Source organism: Candidatus Njordibacter sp. Uisw_058 (assembly GCF_047730065.1).
Lineage (GTDB): Bacteria > Pseudomonadota > Gammaproteobacteria > Pseudomonadales > Balneatricaceae > Njordibacter.
In genome coordinates this window covers 2,739,312-2,756,239 of the sequence record NZ_CP159829.1, presented here as the reverse complement: position 1 = coordinate 2,756,239, position 16,928 = coordinate 2,739,312, and the positions used below count along the sequence as shown (strand labels likewise).

The following is a 16,928-nucleotide window of genomic DNA, read 5'->3' as shown; positions in this document are numbered from 1 at the left end:
TTTATTATGTCAGTTGTTAACAAAAAAGAAATTATTGGCCAGAGCTTCATGTTCCCGCCCGAAGTTATGAATGACATTCATATCAAGTCTGACCTTGGTCGGTACCGTATGCGTGCGTTTTCACTGTTCAAAAAGATCCCAAGCTGGGACGATTTGACCTTTATGCCAGGTACTTTGACGCGCTTCGTAATCGAAGGTTATCGTGAGAAGTGTCTTACAAAAACAGTCATTGGCCCAAACTCTAAGCGGCCATTAGTGCTAGATATTCCTGTTTATATCACAGGTATGAGTTTTGGTGCATTGTCTTACGAAGCTAAGACCGCTTTGGCGCGTGGCGCAACCATGGCAGGTACTGCGACCTGTTCTGGTGAAGGTGGCATGATTCCTGATGAGCGCCGCTACTCAGAAAAGTGGTTCTATCAGTGTATCCAGTCTCGTTATGGCTTTAACCCTCATCACTTGCGTCTTGCTGATGCCTGTGAATTCTTTATTGGCCAAGGCTGTAAAGTGGGTTTAGGTGGTCACTTGATGGGGCAAAAAGTAACCGATCAAGTTGCTGAGATGCGTTCATTACCAGCTGGTATTGACCAGCGTTCTCCTGCTCGTCACCCAGATTGGTTGGGTCCAGATGATCTATCTTTGAAGATCAAAGAGATTCGTGAAGCCACTGATTGGCAGATTCCTATTCAGCTTAAGTTGGGTGCCGCTCGTGTGTATGATGACGTGCGTATGGCCGCTAAGTGTGAGCCAGACTCTATCTTCATAGATGGTATGGAAGGCGGCACTGGTGCGGGCCCACACATTGCTACTGAAGAAACGGGTGTCCCTGGTATCGCCGCTATACGTCAAGCGCGAAATGCCCTTGATGATGTCGGCAAGTCTGGTGAAATCAGTCTTGTTTATGCCGGTGGTATTCGTAATGGTGGTGACGTAGCTAAGGCTTTGGCACTGGGTGCTGACGCTGTAGCGATCGGTCACTCTTCGTTGATGGCTTTGAACTGTAACCGTGACATTGATGAAGCTGACTTCCCTAACGAAATAGGCGTAGAAGCAGGTTCGTGTTACCACTGCCACACTGGTCGTTGTCCAGTAGGCGTTGCAACTCAAGATCCTAAGCTACGGGCTCGTCTAAATCCAGACGAAGCTTCAGAGCGTGTGTATAACTTCTTACACACTCTGACTATCGAATGTCAGTTGCTAGCACGTGCGTGTGGTAAGACGAACATCCATTCTTTAGAACCAGAAGATATTGCAGCTCTAACAATGGAAGCTTCTGCCATGGCTCAAGTACCACTAGCAGGCAGCCAACACACGGTTGGTCGTCCTGACATGACGCGTTTCTAGGAGGACATGATAATGTCAAAAGATGTAGATCATTATTTAACGACAGACGGTCTGGATACAGATCGTGAGAAGATGATTGGTCAGACCATTGGTTATCGTTACGACGTGAACTTGGTACCTGACATGGATCATTGCACGCCATACCTCAGGGAATATATGGTTAAAATGAACTGGTCCGACCTTAACTGGTTGGAGGACGTGCATATGGGTTACGAAGAGAATAGCGCTGCTGTTTTTGACCGTAACATCAACGGCTGGGTTACGATTCCAGAAGACATCGATTTGCCGGACAACCAACAAGACCGTGACATGATTGCGCGTGAATTGTTAGTAAAGTTCCAGATGTCTGAAAATCATCCTATGGTGCAGTTGCGCGAAGCTTACGCAAAGTTCTAATGGCCTTAGCTTGGGGCGAGTGCCCCAAGTCTTTAGGTCAAAAAAGCCCAGCGATTGCTGGGCTTTTTTTGCGTGTCGTTTTATGCCATCGCCATAAAAGGTAGCATTAATAATCTAATGTCTTAAGCCGACCACATTAATGCTTTTTGGTGGCGAGCTTTCAATGGGGGTAACCCAAAGCGCTTTTTATAACACTTATAAAAACTGGGTAAAGAGGAGAAACCACTGAGTATGGCTATTTTTTCAACCGTTAACTCAGATTCGAATAGTAACTTGTGCGCATGATTAAGACGTTTTTCTAGATAATAGATGCTTGGGGAAATACCAATGTATACTTTGAATAGGCGCTGAATTTGACGTTTTCCTAAGCCTGCATAGCCACTAATTTCAGAAAGGCTTAAGGGTTCATCAATGTTGTTTTCCATTAATGATGCCACTTGTTGTAAAGAGTTAGGCCAGCCGTAAGGGCTTATTTTATTATCTAATCGATGTTCTTTTGGCGTGCGCAAAACTCCACAATTCATTTCCTCTGCGACAGTAATCGCCAACGATTTGCCATGATGAAGGTGGATGATGTGCAGCATCATATCTAGGCTTGTACTGCCACCTTGGCAAGTGAAACGGTTATTGTTTACGTTAAAGATGGCTCGGTTGGGAGTCGCACCCTGATGGCGTAAATCCCCTAAATGGCGATGATCAATCGTCCATCGACAGTCGTCCAGCAGGCCTGCACGGTAAAGGTAGTAAGCTCCAGTGCCAACGCCACCTAGCATGGTATTATTATCACCTAGTTGCTTCAAGGGCTTAATAAAGCTTTTTAGAGGCAGTTGATAAACCTCGTGACTGGCACAAATAACCAAGGCATCAAGCTGTTCTAAGATTGGGCCAGAAGTTAAGGGTAATGTGTGCACCTGTATGCCACATGAAGACACAAGAGGTCCCCCTTCTAATGAAAATAATTTCCATTCATAAAGGGCATGACCGAGGCTATGGTTAGCCACTTTTAAAGGCTCAATAATATGGCTCATTTCAGCCAAATTATAACCAGGAATTAATAGAACCCCTAGTTCCCAAGATTTATTAGTATCAATATTTAGCGACATAAAAGTACACTTAATAAATTAGATTTTAGAAAATTTTATTTTGATTATTCAGTCATGTTAAGCCTAAATTGTCGTTTTCACAATATATTTCGCCATAGATTGTCGCTATGGGATAATAATATAAACAAGTTAACAATTCTTATAAACAATAATATTTAAACCAAAGTATATGTATTAAATTACAACATAATGAACAATTACCTAGGTAAAAATTGAGTATAGTGGCCAAAAGCTACCCCCCTATATATTGGGAATGAGCCAACAGTAATGCACCTAAAAATTAATAATAACTGGATTAATAACTGGATTAATAACTGGATTAATAACTGGGCCTTGGCGCGGTTTTACAAGCTTAAGATAACCTTGATGTTTGGCTCTGGCAGCGACCCATTAGGCAATGGCTAATTGCACCCATTCAATCACAGGTGTTGGGTAAATTCCTAACCACAGGGTGGCCAACACGAGCAGTAATAAAAGTAGTTTTTCACCACCACTAAAAACCATGATTCTATGATCAATGGGTTGATCATCGACAGCAGTTTTACACAGTACCAATATGACTCTTAAATAATAATATAACCCGAGGGCGCTACCCAGTATGAGTAAACTCAATAACAGCCAGAGTTCACTTTCTACCGCCACCAGAACTAAATAATATTTACCAATAAAACCTGCCGTTAAAGGCATGCCAGCAAGTGCCAGCATGGCCAATATTAAGGCACTAGCTAACCATGGTTGCTGAAATAGAAGACCTGAATAATGTATCAAAGTACCACTTTCAAAACGCTGGTCCTTGGAGGCCAGTTGGCTTATAACGGCAAAGGCTAACATAGTCATACTGGCGTAGGTGATGAGGTAGACCGCAGCCCCCTCAAGAGCGGTTGATATACTATCAGGCCCAAGGGTTGCAGTGGCAGCTAGGGTAATAATAACGTATCCCATGTGGGCAATACTTGAGTAACCCAACAGGCGTTTTAAATTGTCTTGCCGCAAAGCCAATAGGTTACCCACAACCATAGAAAGTGCTGCCATTATGGTCAGCCCTAAAAGTAACAAGGTTAAATAATCCCCTTGGGCCATCATTAACCAGCGCATGGCAAAAGCAAACACCGCCACCTTAACAGCGCTCGCTAAAAAGCTGGTAACAGGTGCGGGGGCGCCTTGGTATACATCTGGTGTCCACATATGAAATGGCATCCAAGACATCTTAAACGCAACACCCACGAGCAGCAAAGCAGCGCCTATCTCTAAGTAACCTGAGTGCAGTCGAGGGCCATCAGCAGAAACGACGAGGTCGATGGTTAAGTTACCTGCATAGGCGTATATCAGTGCTACGCCAAACAATAAGAAACTTGAGGACACCCCCGATAGCACCATGTACTTGACACCAGCCTCTAGAGTCATATGGGCTTGTTGTTTACTGTGGGCCATATATCCGACCATAGCAAACAGGGAAACACTCATGAGTTCGAGGCCAATAAACATACTGGCAAAATGATTACTGGCTACCAGCACACAGGCTCCCAAAGCGGCTAGGGATAATAAAACATAATACTCTTCACGGATTTCATCTGCCGCTTCTAAATAGGCATAAGACATCCATGCACAAGCCAAACTGACCAGCAACACCACCCCAATGAGAAGGCGGCTAAAATCATCCATGATTAATAAAGGCGTGACTTGTTGCGCTGTATTACCCATCTCTGTCAAGGCCCAGTAGGCAGCCATGACGAACATGATACAGGTTACCCAGCAGGTGAGTTTGTGGTCGCGCACGAAGGCAATTAACAGCAACAAAATGACACTGATGGAAGCCACCAATAACAATGGCATGAGTGATGTTAGTTCGAGCCAGTTCATGGGCTAACCTCCCTTACCTAAATACAGTAGATAGTCAACTGGTGCGGCACTGATGTTAAATATTAAATTAGGCCAAAAACCCAATAATATGAGTCCTAGGGCTAATATTCCCAGCATCACAAGTTCCCGTAAATTGAGGTCCAAAACTTCCCGCTGGCCCTGTGCCGGTGCACCAAAAAACCCTTTTTGCAAAATGAGTAGAGCGTACACAGGTGCAAGGATCATGCCCAAAGCTGATAAAGAGGCTGCCCATGGTTGCACTTGGAATACGCCTAACAAGACCATAAATTCACCAATGAAATTCGCTAACCCAGGCAGTCCAAGGGCTGCTGCAGCAAATAACATAGTTAAGGCAGAGAGCTTTGGTAATTGACCCCACAGACCACCCATTTGATTTAAATCACGTGTGTGCAGGCGTTGCTGCAATAATCCAGCAATGGCAAACAATCCGGCAGAACTTAGTCCATGACCCACTATTTGCATGACAGTACCTTGCAAGCTCAGGTGATTCCAGGCAAATATTCCCAAACTAATAAAGCCCATATGGCTAATGGAGGTATAGGCAATAAGTCGCTTAAGGTCATCTTGGGCAAAGGCTAATTTGGCGCCATAGAGCACACTTAATACACCCAAACCCATAGCGAAAGGTGCAAAAGTTAAGGCTGCATCTGGAAACAAAGGCCATACAAAGCGCAACAGACCATAGGCCCCCGTTTTTAATAAAATACCAGCTAACAAGATACTACCTGGCGTGGGTGCTTGGGTATGGGCATCAGGTAGCCAACTGTGCACAGGCAAACCTGGTAACTTAACTAAGAAAGCCACATAGAAGCCAAGCATTAACCACATGCCTAGGGCACCACTAGTGTCAGTTTGGATTAACCTAAACCAAGAAAAACTAAAGATGCCAGTTTGTTGCTGGTTTAATAACACTAAACCCACCATGGCAGCCAACATCAACAAACTACTGGCTTGAGTGTAGATAAAAAATTTAGTGGCGGCATAACGTCGCCCTTCGTGACCCCAAATAGCGATAATAAGGAACATGGGCACCAGCATAACTTCCCAAAACACAAAAAAGAGAAACAAATCTAGGGCGCTAAATACGCCGACTACTCCAGCTAAGGTAAATAGGAAGTTTAGATAAAATAGGCCGCAACGGTGATTTATCTCATGCCAAGCAGAGAGGAGGGCTACATAGCCTAGCAACAAAGTTAAACCAATAAGAATTAGGCTTAAACCGTCGGTAGCAAGTAACACATGGATACCAAAACGCTCAATCCACAGCCAATTTGCATGTTGTAGCCAGATCGAAGTGGCGAGTGGATCTTCACTATCGAGCCACAGGCTGATATAAAACATACTGGCTACCAACAAACTCACCAGACTAAGCCAACGACTAGCGCTTGCAGATTGGCGCCCGACTATTAGGCTCAATACGCCACCACCTAAAAGGCTAATGATGATGCCAAGTAGTTGCATAGTGTTTAGTCTCCTATGGCCTTTTTCATCTATAACACCTGAATGACTAGTGTGGATGCCAAAATAATGATGGCAGCACAGGCTAACGTTGTAATATAAAAGCGCAGTTGGCCATTTTGTAATTGGCTAAAAGTTTTGTGTAACGCCAGACTTAAATGCACCACTCGTGCGGGCAACTGATCAACAATGTCCTTGCGGTTGAGCTGCGCTAATGTTGTGAATGGGGTTAAAAATAAGCGTTGGTAGAGACCATCGAAGCCCCATCCTTGTAGAAAAAATTGACGTAATAAGGGCCATTGTGCTACTCGCAATCCCTGCCACTGTTGTCGCACATACACCTGATAAGCAATGCCAATGCCTAATAATGGTAAGCCAATAGCTACTACCAAGGTCCATACGGGTGGGTGGCCCGAAGGCGAAGGCGGCAATGCCCCCTGTGATGGAAGCACAAACCAACCTGCCCCTAAAGAAAGGGTGGCTAAGATTATTAATGGTGGGTGGAATTGCCAGCCTTTTGGTTCCTGTGGTTGAACTTTTTGAGGGCCAAAAAATACCAAAAATAAGAGCCGAAAAGTATAAATAGCTGTGATGAATGCGCCTAAAACGCCCCCTGCCCAGAGCCAAGGGCCATACCCAGGTAATTGCCAACTGGTATTAAGAATCGCTTCCTTACTGAAGAAGCCTGAGGTTGGTGGCAGGGCCACCAAACAGGCACTGCCAATGACAAAACACCAAAAAGGTATGGGTAATTGACGCCGTAAGCCTCCCATAGAGCGGATATCTTGTTCATGATGTAGGGCGAGGATAATTGAACCCGCAGTCAAGAATAACAAGGCCTTAAAGATCGCATGGGTCATCAAATGAAAGATGCTCTCACTCCAAGCACCTACTCCCAAGGCAAAAAACATGTACCCTATTTGGCTCATGGTTGAATAGGCTAAGACACGTTTGATGTCAGTTTGATTAAGGGCTGCAAAACCAGAGACTAATAAGGTAAAAAGCCCAATGAATGCTACTGCTAACAAGACATTGGGTGCTTGCAAAAATATACTATGATTACGAGCGATGAGATAAACCCCGGCGGTTACCATGGTGGCTGCGTGGATTAATGCACTCACAGGTGTAGGGCCTGCCATAGCATCAGGTAACCAGGTATGCAAAGGAAGCTGGGCTGATTTACCTAAAGCGCCGGCCAATAAAAGAGCAGCTATGAGATTAGGGCGGTTGCCCCCCAGGTCAAACATTTCAGGCGCTAACGCCATAATGGTGGGTAAATCTAAGGTGCCTAGTTCACGATATAATAAGAACAGTCCAATGGCAAAAGCGGTATCACCCACCCGGGTCACCACAAAAGCTTTGCGGGCAGCGTAGCCATTCGCAGGATCCCGGTGCCAGAAACCAATGAGCAAAAAGCTACACAAGCCCACCCCTTCCCAGCCCAAAAACAACAGCACTAGATTATCTGCTAATACCAGCACTAACATGGCTGCAACAAACAGGTTCATATAGGCAAAAAAGCGCTGATAATCTGGATCTTGCCACATATAGCCTGAGGCATACCAATGAATCAAGCTGCCCACACCTGTAATTACCAACAACATACTTAATGCTAGGCCGTCTAAATAGAGTCCAAAGCTCACTTCAAACACGCCAGCTCTAAACCAAGGCCAAAGTTCCACTTGATAAGTTTGGGTGGCACCCAGGCTATAAAAATCAAGGGTTACCCATATGGTGACCAAGGCCGCCATAGCCACAGATCCCACACCCACAAGTCTGGCTAATGAACGACTGCAGCGGCCATGCCCTAATACAAGCAGCAAAAAACCCATTAAGGGTAAGCTGGGGATGAGCCACAATTGTTGCATCAAGTTCTCCTAGCCTCGTAACTGATTCAATTGATCTACATTGACACTGTTATAGTGACGAAACAGTAACAAAGTCAGGCCCAAACCCACGGCAACCTCGGCCGCCCCCAAGGTCATTACCGCAAGAAACATAATTTGCCCTTCGGTTTGACCCCAAGCAGAACCGGCAGCAATAAAAGCCAAGCCTGAAGCATTGAGCATGACCTCAATGGAAATCATAATAAATATTAGGTTACGCCTAACCATGACTCCCACCAGACCAAGGCAAAACAAAATCCCAGCTAACACCAGAGCGTGATCGATGTATTGGCTATCCATTGTCGGCCTCCTCCACGTTGCTCGAATGTATGTTTGTAGGCATTTTACGTGCAATATGAAAGGCCCCAACAAGGCCAGCCAAAAGTAAAAATGATGCCAATTCCACCACCAGTACATAAGGGCCAAATAGAGCTATGCCCACATCTTTAACAGCGATACCATTGACCCCATAGGGTTGCAAAGGTTGTTCACTATACATGCCTAGTAATAGTAAGGTGAGTAAGACTGCAGCCAAGATAACAGGTAAAATCCAGCCTCTAGCAGGCAGCCAAGCAGCTTCTTGGGCCGCAGAACGTTGGCCTTGATTGAGCATCATGACGACGAAAACAAATAGAATCATTACTGCACCTGCATAAACAATGACCTCTAAGGCGGCTGCAAATGCGGCGCCTAAAAGGTAAAAAATAATCGCCAATGATAAGGATGAAATGATTAGGTATAGCAGGGCGTGCACGGCATTATGGCGCGTGATCATGAGGATAGTGGCCACTACAGTGACCCCACAACTCGCATAAAACACAATGTTGTAGAGGTAGGTCCAGATCATGCTCCTGCTCCTCGTAGGTAAGCTAATTTAGGTTTATGGCAACAAACTCTTTAGATTGACTGGTTCTGCTTCTTGAATACCTGCACCTTTAGCACGACCTGATACAGCCTTGCCACACATTTCATAAAAACTATAATCTGGGTGCTTGCCAGGTCCATCGATGAGTAAATGTTGTTTTTCGTAGACCATATTTTGCCGTTCATACTCAGCCAGTTCAAAGTCTTGTGTTAGTTGAATGGCATAGGTTGGGCAAGCTTCTTCACATAAGCCACAAAACACGCAACGCGAGAAATTAATGCGGAAATATTCAGCTGACCAGCGGCCACTATCATCTTCCGTTTTTTGTAACGAGATACAATCTGTTGGGCAGGCGCTGGCGCATAAGTTACAAGCGACACAGCGTTCTTCTCCGGTGGGATCTCTAGTGAGCACAATGCGACCTCTAAACCGGGGTGCCAGATAGGGCATTTGCTCTGGATACTGAACCGTATCCGCTTTAGTGAAAGTATGGGAGGCTACCTTTACTAGGGTCACAATATTGCTGTAAAAGTAATCCCAGACAATATAACCAAAGTAGCCAAGACCTGTCCTGTGTTTCATATAATATGGCCTCTTAAATAAGTATTAATGCACCAGTAATAAGCAAGTTGAGAAGGGCTAATGGCAACATGAATTTCCAGCCAAAAGTCATCAATTGATCATATCGAGGTCTTGGTAATGAGCCCCTAATTAAAATCATTAACAATACTAAAGCCATGGTTTTTAACAAAAACCACATCAAGGGCGGCAACCAAGCTGGGCCCAACCAGCCACCCAAAAACAACACCGTAATCATTGCTGCACTCATGAGCACACTGACGTATTCACCAATAAAAAACATGGCAAACTTCATGCCTGAGTATTCTGTATGAAAACCTGCAGTAAGCTCATGTTCAGCTTCTGGCAAGTCAAAAGGGGTACGATGACTTTCGGCAATACCTGCCATAAAAAAGATGAAAAAACCCACAATTTGTGGACCAATGAACCAACCATCAGCTTGTGCTAACACTAGCTCACGTAAGTTAAAGGTTCCCGCCAGCATGACCACACCCATGAGTGATAAACCCATAAACACTTCATAGCTGACCATTTGTGCTGCAGCTCGCAAACCCCCCAGCATGGCGTATTTGTTGTCTGACGCATAAGCACCAAACATAACCGCATAAACGCCTAAAGAGGTCATAGCAAGAAAAAATAATAAACCAATATTCAAATCTACTACACCCACACCTGGTGCCATAGGGATGACTGCGAATGCCGCCACGACTACAAACATGGCGAAGGCTGGAGCAATAATAAAAATTTTCCGGTCTGCAAAAGGTGGCACCCAATCTTGTTTCATCAACAACTTAATCATGTCCGCAGCAATTTGCAAAGTCCCAAAAGGACCGACACGGTTGGGGCCACAGCGATCTTGCCACATGCCAAGTAAGCGTCGTTCAAGCCACGTAAGCAAGGCTGCCCCAAACACTACACATACGAGGATAAGCACCACATTAAGTAAGTTATTAACAATGGCAGTCATATTAGGGGGCCTCCTGTTTTAGGGGGCTTATGTTCACTGCTGCGGGTAAATGCCCAACATTAATAGGTGCTTGATAATGGTTAGGCAACAGTAGCAACTCCTTGGCCATTGACGCATCTCGGGTTAGGGGTAAGTGCCATTGTGCTTGTGCTAATTCAACACACACTGCAGATACCCCTGCCAAACCCATTTTTATGGCAGTATCAGGATGGATGCGAGCGCTGGGTGCACCACTCCGCTTTCTTAGGGCTGAACTTAAATGGCTGGCTTGGTCACTGCCGAACAAAAAACTTTGACTGTGGGCCAGTATTTGACCCACCTCAATACTAATGCTGGGGATAAGTGTGTTAGGTGCCGAAGGCAATCTGTGGTGGTTATCAAATAGCCTTAAGCCAGCTTCACCGCCTTTTAAAGGCCCATTAATCTCTTGTTGAAATTTGTTAATGGCCTCATTGGAATTCCAGCCGGGACTCCATACTTGTGGTATCAGAGCACTAGGTGTGTTGATGGTTGTGCCTTCCATGGTGAAGGCTAAGGCAGAATCGAAGTCCTCTGGCTGCTTGGCTTCGCTGACACTTTTATGGGCATAAAGGCTAGTTCTACCTGATGCTCGATGACTTTGGCGTGGAATTTTCATGCCAGCCACTCTGAAACCAGCATTGGGTGCGACATCACACCAATCAGTAAAAAAGCCACCTTGTTGGCCTACTAAATCGCACAGGTGATCAAAGTTAGTGCAATTGGCCAGTTGAGTCACAGTGGAACTGCAGCCTTCAGTTTGACTTAGCATACGGGCTAAATTAGCCAAACTACGCCAAGCATCCGGCCTTCCAGGCGTATCGTGGACTGCAAAAAAGCGTTGTGCACGGCCTTCATTATTGACATAAGTGCCTTCAGTTTCAAACCCATTAGCACAGGCTATAACGACATCAGCTTGGTCGCTGGTGGGATTTGGCAAATGATCCACCACAATCAAATGTCGCACAGACTCACACATAGTAGCCGCCTTCGTAGAGAGGGCAAAAAGATCTGTTTGTAAAACAATGAGAGCACTGGCCTTGGTCTGTTGCTGCAAGCGCAGGTTTAAGTCACCCATGTGTTTTGCGTCTTTATTGAGTAGGCCTAAACCCATACTGTTGGCGGCTTCTAAACAATAACTGAGCCAAGCTTTTTGATTACTCTGACGACCCAAAGCCAAAGCCAATTGGGCCGCTGTGTCAATTAACTCTGAACTTTGACTGCTAGCCCCACTGATCACTAAAGGGCGTTTGGCCCCCGTCAGCAAGATTAAACTTTGTTGCACTTGATCCCGCATTTTAGTGGGTAATTTCGCCATATCAAGCTGTCCGTCAATAGCCCTGGTCAGGGTCTTTGCATAGTCACACATTTGATGGGGGGTCAATTGTAAACACTGACTGCTAATGTCGTCTAAATCAGTGGTGGCACTAGTAATACTAATAATGGGACTGAGCTGGTTTTGGGCATGAATGCGCACGGGCTCATCTTGCCACTTGGGAATACCAATGGCTGCCGCTTTAGTAAAGCCCAGATTGCGACTGGCTTGACGTACGCTCATGGCCATACGTGGCGCTGTATGTAACAGATCTTCGCCGAGTATAATAATAGCATCGGCCTGTTCAATTTGTTTTAGGCTAGGGCTATGGATATCTGCTTGGTTCAATTGATGCAGCACTTGAGCTTGGATAACCCCTTGCACGTCACTTTGACCCGCATAGAAATTAGTCTTACCCACTAAACTCTGCAAGCTGAAATTCTCTTCGACAGAGGCCTTTGGTGAACCTAAACCAAAAACATTTTCAGGCCCTAATTCATTGATGATTTGAGCCACATAATCTAGCCCATCAGCACTATCACAGGTGATTTTTTCACTCTCGTCCAAGGGTTTAACTTGGGCTTGATACAACATTTTTTCGCTATTGCTATGGGCAAAGCCATAGCGCCCTTTATCACAGATAAAATACCCATTCACCTGATTATGGTAGCGATTAGTGACCCGTTTTACTCGCCCTTGGCGTTCACCTACTGACAAATTACAGCCTAAGCTGCAGTGACTGCAAATACTTGGAGCCGACTGTAAATCCCATTTACGTGTATAGCTATCACTCACAACCTTGTCGTAGAACACCCCCGTAGGACAGACTTCTGCCAAGTTGCCACTAAAATGACTGGTTAAACACCCGTCTTCATGGCGCCCAAAATACATATTTTCACTGCTGCCAAGCGCTACTAAATCATCACCACCCGCATAATCTTGATAAAATCGAACACAACGAAAGCAACCAATACATCGGTTCATTTCATGGCCAACACAGGGCCCTAAATCTTGATTATTATAGGTCTTTTTGTCGCCTTTATAGCGCCTTTGAGTGTGTCCTGATTGTAATGTCATGTCTTGCAAATGGCATTCGCCACCTTCCTCGCAAACAGGGCAATCGTGGGGGTGGTTGGCCATGGTCACTTCGATACATTGTTGACGAAACTGGCTGGCCATAGGTGCAGAGAGGCTTACGCGCATGCCTTCAGCGATTGGTGTCATACAGGCCATGACCATCCGACCATGTTGATCCTCTTCATTTTGATACAGCTGCACTGCACACTGGCGACAAGAGCCCACAGAGCCTAAGGCTGGATGCCAGCAAAAATAAGGCAAATCCTTCGCTAAACCAAGACAGGCTTCTAACAAATTACCCCCAGTCTTTACTTGATAGGCTAAGTCTTCAACATAGATAGTGACCAGTTCGTCTGTTGTAGCATTCATAGAGTATGGATCTCCTTTACTAATTCAACATCCGCCTTAGGTGAGTTGCCATGCGGACATGCGCCTTGCTCTATATGGGCCACAAAATCTTCACGGAAGTATTTTAGAGCACTTTGTAATGGCTCTGCTGCACCTGGTGCTAAGGCACAAAAAGTGTTGCCAATACCAATATAGCCACACAGTTGTAATAAATGCTCAAGGTCTTCTTGCTGACCACGTCCTGCCTCTAGTTCAGTCAGAATTTGTCGAATGAAAGGTAAGCCGTTGCGACACGGCGTGCACCAACCACAGGACTCTTGGGCAAAGAAACTAATTAAATTAAGTACCATGCCCACCACGCAGGTTTGGTCATCCAGTAAAATCATAGTCCCCGTGCCCATGCGACTACCTGCTTGTTGGATGGTACCGTAGTCCATGGCTAGCTCTAAGTGATCTTTGGTCAAAAAGTCCGTAGACCCACCCCCAGGCAAAAAGCCACGTAACTCCACGCCATCCTGCATGCCCCCAGCCAAGGTAATAATATCGGCCACTTTGGTTCCAATGGGCAGCTCCCAACAGCCTGGATTGTTAACCCTACCACTGACCCCATATATTTTTGTGCCATTGTCATCACCGACGCCTAAGTTGGTAAACCAATCAATACCGTGATGAAAAATATGGGGCAAATTACATAAGGTTTCAGTATTATTGACCACCGTAGGGCGGCCGAATAAACCACTGACCTGGGGAAAAGGGGGTTTAAATCGTGGCTGTGCACGTTTGCCTTCCAGGGCGTTGATCAGGGCTGTTTCTTCACCACAAATGTAGCGACCCGCACTCGTGTGCAAAAGCATGTTTAAATGAAACCCAGCATCATTCATCTGCTCACCCAGCAAGCCGGCTGCTTGGGCTTCATCCATGGCATACTGCAGGCGCTCAGCACATAAGTCATAATCAGCCCGCAGAAAAATAAACGCGGTGTGGGCTTGCACTGCATAGGCGGCAATGGCCAAGCCTTCTATCAGCTGATGGGGGTCATGTTCCATTAACCAGCGATCTTTAAAAGTGCCAGGCTCCATTTCATCTGCATTGCAAATGACATAGCGTTGGCCGGGTAATTGCTCTATGGGTGGCACAAAACTCCACTTTAAACCTGCTGAGAACCCCGCCCCACCTCGGCCCCTAAGATTGGCTGCTTTAACCCAATCGACGACCTCGCTTGGGGTCATAGATAAGGCCTTGGCAAGCCCTTGGTAGCCATAGTTTGATTGATACTCCATCAAACTAGTGACGCTACCATCAGCTTTAATGTGTTGGCTTAATGGCAGGTTAGTGGGTTGATGCATACTTTGATTATCAGTCATAGACTTTGCTCCCGGGCCTGACGGGCTAACTCTATAAGAGATGTGGGGGTAAGTTGATGCGCACGCTGGTCCCCTACCATGGCCACGGGAGCATGATCGCACGCCCCTAGGCAGGGAGTGGGTAGGAGGGTTATAGCACCATCAGCGGTGGTTTCACCCAAGGCTATTTGTAATTCTTGGCTCAGTGATTGGGCTAAACCTTGATAGCCCATAATCCAACAACTGACACTATCGCAGAGGGAGATGACTGTTTTTCCCACCGGCTGACGATAAATTTTATTGTAAAATGTGGCCACAGATTCTACTTCATCAGGACTCATTTGTAGGCGGTTGGCAATGGCCTTCAACTTACCGTCAGACACCCATCCTTGATGCTCTTGAACAATTTTTAAGGCCTCAATAGTGGCTGCTTGGGGCTGGGGATAATGCTGTACTTGGGCACTAATAGCGGCTTCTTCATGCTCGCTAAGGGGCTCAATAAGCAACCGCCAATCTGGCTTATGGGAGGCTGCATCGGTAGCGATTATTGGGGTCATCATTGCTCCTTAACGGTCCACGTCGGCCATAACAAAGTCAATACTGGCAATAATGGCAATCATGTCAGCCACCATCATGCCACGACTCATGGTTGGAATCATCTGTAAATGGGCAAAGGATGGTGTGCGAATTCGGGTGCGGTAGGAAGTGGTGCTGCCGTCACTGACGAGGTAATAACTGTTTAGGCCTTTGGCCGCTTCAATAGGTAAGCACACTTCACCTGCCGGTATGGCTGGACCCCAACTGGAGTGCACAAAATGGTGAATTAAGGTTTCAATATCTTGCATGGTGCGCTCTTTTGGCGGCGGCGTCGTCAGTGGATGATCTGCTTTGTAGGGACCTTCTGGCATATGGTCTACGCACTGTTGGATAATGCGCAAACTCTGTCGAATTTCCTGTAACCGCACCATGGCTCTATCATAACAATCACCGTTACTTCCCAAGGGAATATCGAAGTCAAAGTTTTCATAACCACTGTAGGGCATACGTTTACGCATATCCCAATCATAGCCTGTGGCCCGCAAACCACCACCAGTGATGCCCCAGTCTATGGCTTCTTCGCTGGTGTAACGGCCCACACCCACAGTGCGCTGTTTGATAATACGATTATCTAGTACTAATTTTTGGTACTCATCTAAGCGCTTAGGCATGCGTGCCAAAAATTCCTGCATCATGACATCCCAACCTTGGGGTAGGTCTTGCGCAACACCGCCAATACGAAACCAACTCGGGTGCATGCGGCCCCCAGTAATGGCCTCAATAATGCCAAACAACATCTCTCGGTCAGTGAAAATATAGAAAATAGGTGACATCTGACCAATGTCTTGGGCAAAGGTACCAAAAAACAAGAAGTGACTTTGAATGCGAAAACATTCACACAGCATCACACGAATGGTTTCTACTCTCGACGATACTTTGATGCCTGCTAACTTCTCGACCCCCATCACATAGGGTAAGTTATTCATGACTCCACCCAAGTAATCAATGCGGTCAGTGTAAGGCATATAGGTGTGCCAAGCTTGGCGCTCACCCATTTTTTCGGCCCCGCGATGGTGATAGCCAATGTCTGCAACAGCGTCCACTACTTCTTCACCATTAAGCTGCACAGCAACGCGAAACACACCGTGCACACTAGGGTGGTTAGGGCCCATATTAAGAAACATATAATCGGTATTTTTTCCTTCTCGCTTCATGCCCCATTGTTCTGGCACAAACCTCAAAGCCTCTTGTTCTTCGTCTTGCATTTGTTCATCGATGCTAAAGGGCTCCATTTCTGTAGCGCGGGCTGGATGTTCCTTGCGCAGGGGATGGCCTTTCCAAGTAGGGGGGATAATAAGTGGGTATAAATTAGGGTGACCCACAAAATCAATACCAAACATGTCATGGCACTCGCGTTCGTACCAATTCGCATTGGGCCACAAAGTGCATTGGCTATCGATGTGTAATTCTGACTCCATTAACGCTACCTTAATGCGTAAAAAGGAGTTGCCAGTAAGGCTCAATAATTGATAGACCACAGTAAAATCACTTTTAGGCTGGCCTTCCCGATGACTGCGGACGCGTTCATCAATGGCGCTAAGATCATATAACATGGCATAGCAGGGCCGTAACTCGTGCTTACAATATTGCAGGAGTGCGCCTACATGAGCGGCATCAACCCATACACTAGGTATGTCATCAGCGGTGCTTTGTTCAATTAAAGGGTGTGGAAACTCGTGTTGCAGCAACAGTAATAAGTTAGCATCACCCATCGGGTGGGGGTTGGGTTCAAGTATGGGCTTAGTCACAGC

General features: G+C 46.0%; 14 protein-coding genes. 2 read left to right on the top strand and 12 right to left on the bottom strand.

Features of this window, described 5'->3' with window-relative positions:
- Window positions 1–6 precede the first annotated feature (6 nt).
- Together ABXT59_RS12955 and ABXT59_RS12950 are read left to right on the top strand one after the other, a co-directional pair.
- Window positions 7–1,344 carry an FMN-binding glutamate synthase family protein gene (locus ABXT59_RS12955; RefSeq protein ID WP_443636591.1) on the top strand — a complete coding sequence of 446 codons (1,338 nt, stop codon included), beginning with the start codon at window positions 7–9 and terminating at the stop codon, window positions 1,342–1,344.
- Between the two features lie 12 nt (window positions 1,345–1,356).
- Window positions 1,357–1,740: a hypothetical protein gene (locus ABXT59_RS12950; protein ID WP_443636590.1), complete on the top strand. Its 384-nt coding sequence runs from the start codon at window positions 1,357–1,359 to the stop codon at window positions 1,738–1,740.
- A 122-nt stretch (window positions 1,741–1,862) separates the two neighbouring features.
- On the opposite strand, the gene ABXT59_RS12945 is transcribed toward ABXT59_RS12950, so the two are convergent.
- From ABXT59_RS12945 to nuoC, 12 genes are all read right to left on the bottom strand, one after another.
- The gene (locus ABXT59_RS12945) at window positions 1,863–2,843 is read right to left on the bottom strand and encodes a GlxA family transcriptional regulator (RefSeq protein WP_443636589.1); all 981 of its coding nucleotides are present in this window, start codon (window positions 2,841–2,843) and stop codon (window positions 1,863–1,865) included.
- A gap of 390 nt (window positions 2,844–3,233) precedes the next feature.
- Entirely contained in the window at window positions 3,234–4,703 is a 1,470-nt protein-coding gene (locus tag ABXT59_RS12940; protein WP_443636588.1) for an NADH-quinone oxidoreductase subunit N, read from the bottom strand.
- A 3-nt stretch (window positions 4,704–4,706) separates the two neighbouring features.
- On the bottom strand, window positions 4,707–6,185 hold the full coding sequence (locus tag ABXT59_RS12935) for a complex I subunit 4 family protein (RefSeq protein ID WP_443636587.1): 1,479 nt from the start codon (window positions 6,183–6,185) through the stop codon (window positions 4,707–4,709).
- A gap of 29 nt (window positions 6,186–6,214) precedes the next feature.
- Window positions 6,215–8,050, bottom strand: coding sequence for an NADH-quinone oxidoreductase subunit L (gene nuoL / locus ABXT59_RS12930; protein ID WP_443636585.1), 1,836 nt, complete (start codon window positions 8,048–8,050; stop codon window positions 6,215–6,217).
- Between the two features lie 9 nt (window positions 8,051–8,059).
- Window positions 8,060–8,368: an NADH-quinone oxidoreductase subunit NuoK gene (nuoK, locus tag ABXT59_RS12925; protein WP_443636583.1), complete on the bottom strand. Its 309-nt coding sequence runs from the start codon at window positions 8,366–8,368 to the stop codon at window positions 8,060–8,062.
- Window positions 8,361–8,915, bottom strand: a complete 555-nt coding sequence (gene nuoJ / locus ABXT59_RS12920; RefSeq protein ID WP_443636582.1) for an NADH-quinone oxidoreductase subunit J — start codon at window positions 8,913–8,915, stop codon at window positions 8,361–8,363. Before nuoJ ends, nuoK begins: the two co-directional genes overlap by 8 nt.
- Before the next feature lie 33 nt (window positions 8,916–8,948).
- Window positions 8,949–9,515, bottom strand: a complete 567-nt coding sequence (gene nuoI, locus ABXT59_RS12915) for an NADH-quinone oxidoreductase subunit NuoI (protein WP_443636581.1) — start codon at window positions 9,513–9,515, stop codon at window positions 8,949–8,951.
- Window positions 9,516–9,528: 13 nt separating this feature from the next.
- Window positions 9,529–10,479 (bottom strand): NADH-quinone oxidoreductase subunit NuoH, encoded by a 951-nt coding sequence (gene nuoH / locus ABXT59_RS12910; RefSeq protein ID WP_443636579.1) that lies wholly within the window; start codon window positions 10,477–10,479, stop codon window positions 9,529–9,531.
- 1 nt (window position 10,480) lies between these two features.
- Complete coding sequence (nuoG, locus tag ABXT59_RS12905; RefSeq protein WP_443636578.1) at window positions 10,481–13,258, bottom strand: NADH-quinone oxidoreductase subunit NuoG; 2,778 nt, start codon at window positions 13,256–13,258, stop codon at window positions 10,481–10,483.
- On the bottom strand, window positions 13,255–14,601 hold the full coding sequence (gene nuoF / locus ABXT59_RS12900) for an NADH-quinone oxidoreductase subunit NuoF (RefSeq protein ID WP_443636576.1): 1,347 nt from the start codon (window positions 14,599–14,601) through the stop codon (window positions 13,255–13,257). Before nuoF ends, nuoG begins: the two co-directional genes overlap by 4 nt.
- On the bottom strand, window positions 14,598–15,140 hold the full coding sequence (nuoE, locus tag ABXT59_RS12895; RefSeq protein WP_443636574.1) for an NADH-quinone oxidoreductase subunit NuoE: 543 nt from the start codon (window positions 15,138–15,140) through the stop codon (window positions 14,598–14,600). Before nuoE ends, nuoF begins: the two co-directional genes overlap by 4 nt.
- 6 nt (window positions 15,141–15,146) lie before the next feature.
- Window positions 15,147–16,925 (bottom strand): NADH-quinone oxidoreductase subunit C/D, encoded by a 1,779-nt coding sequence (gene nuoC / locus ABXT59_RS12890; protein ID WP_443636573.1) that lies wholly within the window; start codon window positions 16,923–16,925, stop codon window positions 15,147–15,149.
- Between the last annotated feature and the right edge of the window lie 3 nt (window positions 16,926–16,928).

What these genes read in the sequence shown, in the direction of transcription:
- nuoH (WP_443636579.1), bottom strand. Translation starts at nt 10,479, where the DNA reads ATGACTGCCATTGTTAATAACTTACTTAATGTGGTGCTTATCCTCGTA.
- nuoI (WP_443636581.1), bottom strand. Translation starts at nt 9,515, where the DNA reads ATGAAACACAGGACAGGTCTTGGCTACTTTGGTTATATTGTCTGGGAT.
- nuoE (WP_443636574.1), bottom strand. Translation starts at nt 15,140, where the DNA reads ATGATGACCCCAATAATCGCTACCGATGCAGCCTCCCATAAGCCAGAT.
- nuoF (WP_443636576.1), bottom strand. Translation starts at nt 14,601, where the DNA reads ATGACTGATAATCAAAGTATGCATCAACCCACTAACCTGCCATTAAGC.
- ABXT59_RS12940 (WP_443636588.1), bottom strand. Translation starts at nt 4,703, where the DNA reads ATGAACTGGCTCGAACTAACATCACTCATGCCATTGTTATTGGTGGCT.
- nuoL (WP_443636585.1), bottom strand. Translation starts at nt 8,050, where the DNA reads ATGCAACAATTGTGGCTCATCCCCAGCTTACCCTTAATGGGTTTTTTG.
- ABXT59_RS12955 (WP_443636591.1), top strand. Translation starts at nt 7, where the DNA reads ATGTCAGTTGTTAACAAAAAAGAAATTATTGGCCAGAGCTTCATGTTC.
- ABXT59_RS12945 (WP_443636589.1), bottom strand. Translation starts at nt 2,843, where the DNA reads ATGTCGCTAAATATTGATACTAATAAATCTTGGGAACTAGGGGTTCTA.
- nuoJ (WP_443636582.1), bottom strand. Translation starts at nt 8,915, where the DNA reads ATGATCTGGACCTACCTCTACAACATTGTGTTTTATGCGAGTTGTGGG.
- ABXT59_RS12950 (WP_443636590.1), top strand. Translation starts at nt 1,357, where the DNA reads ATGTCAAAAGATGTAGATCATTATTTAACGACAGACGGTCTGGATACA.
- nuoK (WP_443636583.1), bottom strand. Translation starts at nt 8,368, where the DNA reads ATGGATAGCCAATACATCGATCACGCTCTGGTGTTAGCTGGGATTTTG.
- nuoG (WP_443636578.1), bottom strand. Translation starts at nt 13,258, where the DNA reads ATGAATGCTACAACAGACGAACTGGTCACTATCTATGTTGAAGACTTA.
- ABXT59_RS12935 (WP_443636587.1), bottom strand. Translation starts at nt 6,185, where the DNA reads ATGCAACTACTTGGCATCATCATTAGCCTTTTAGGTGGTGGCGTATTG.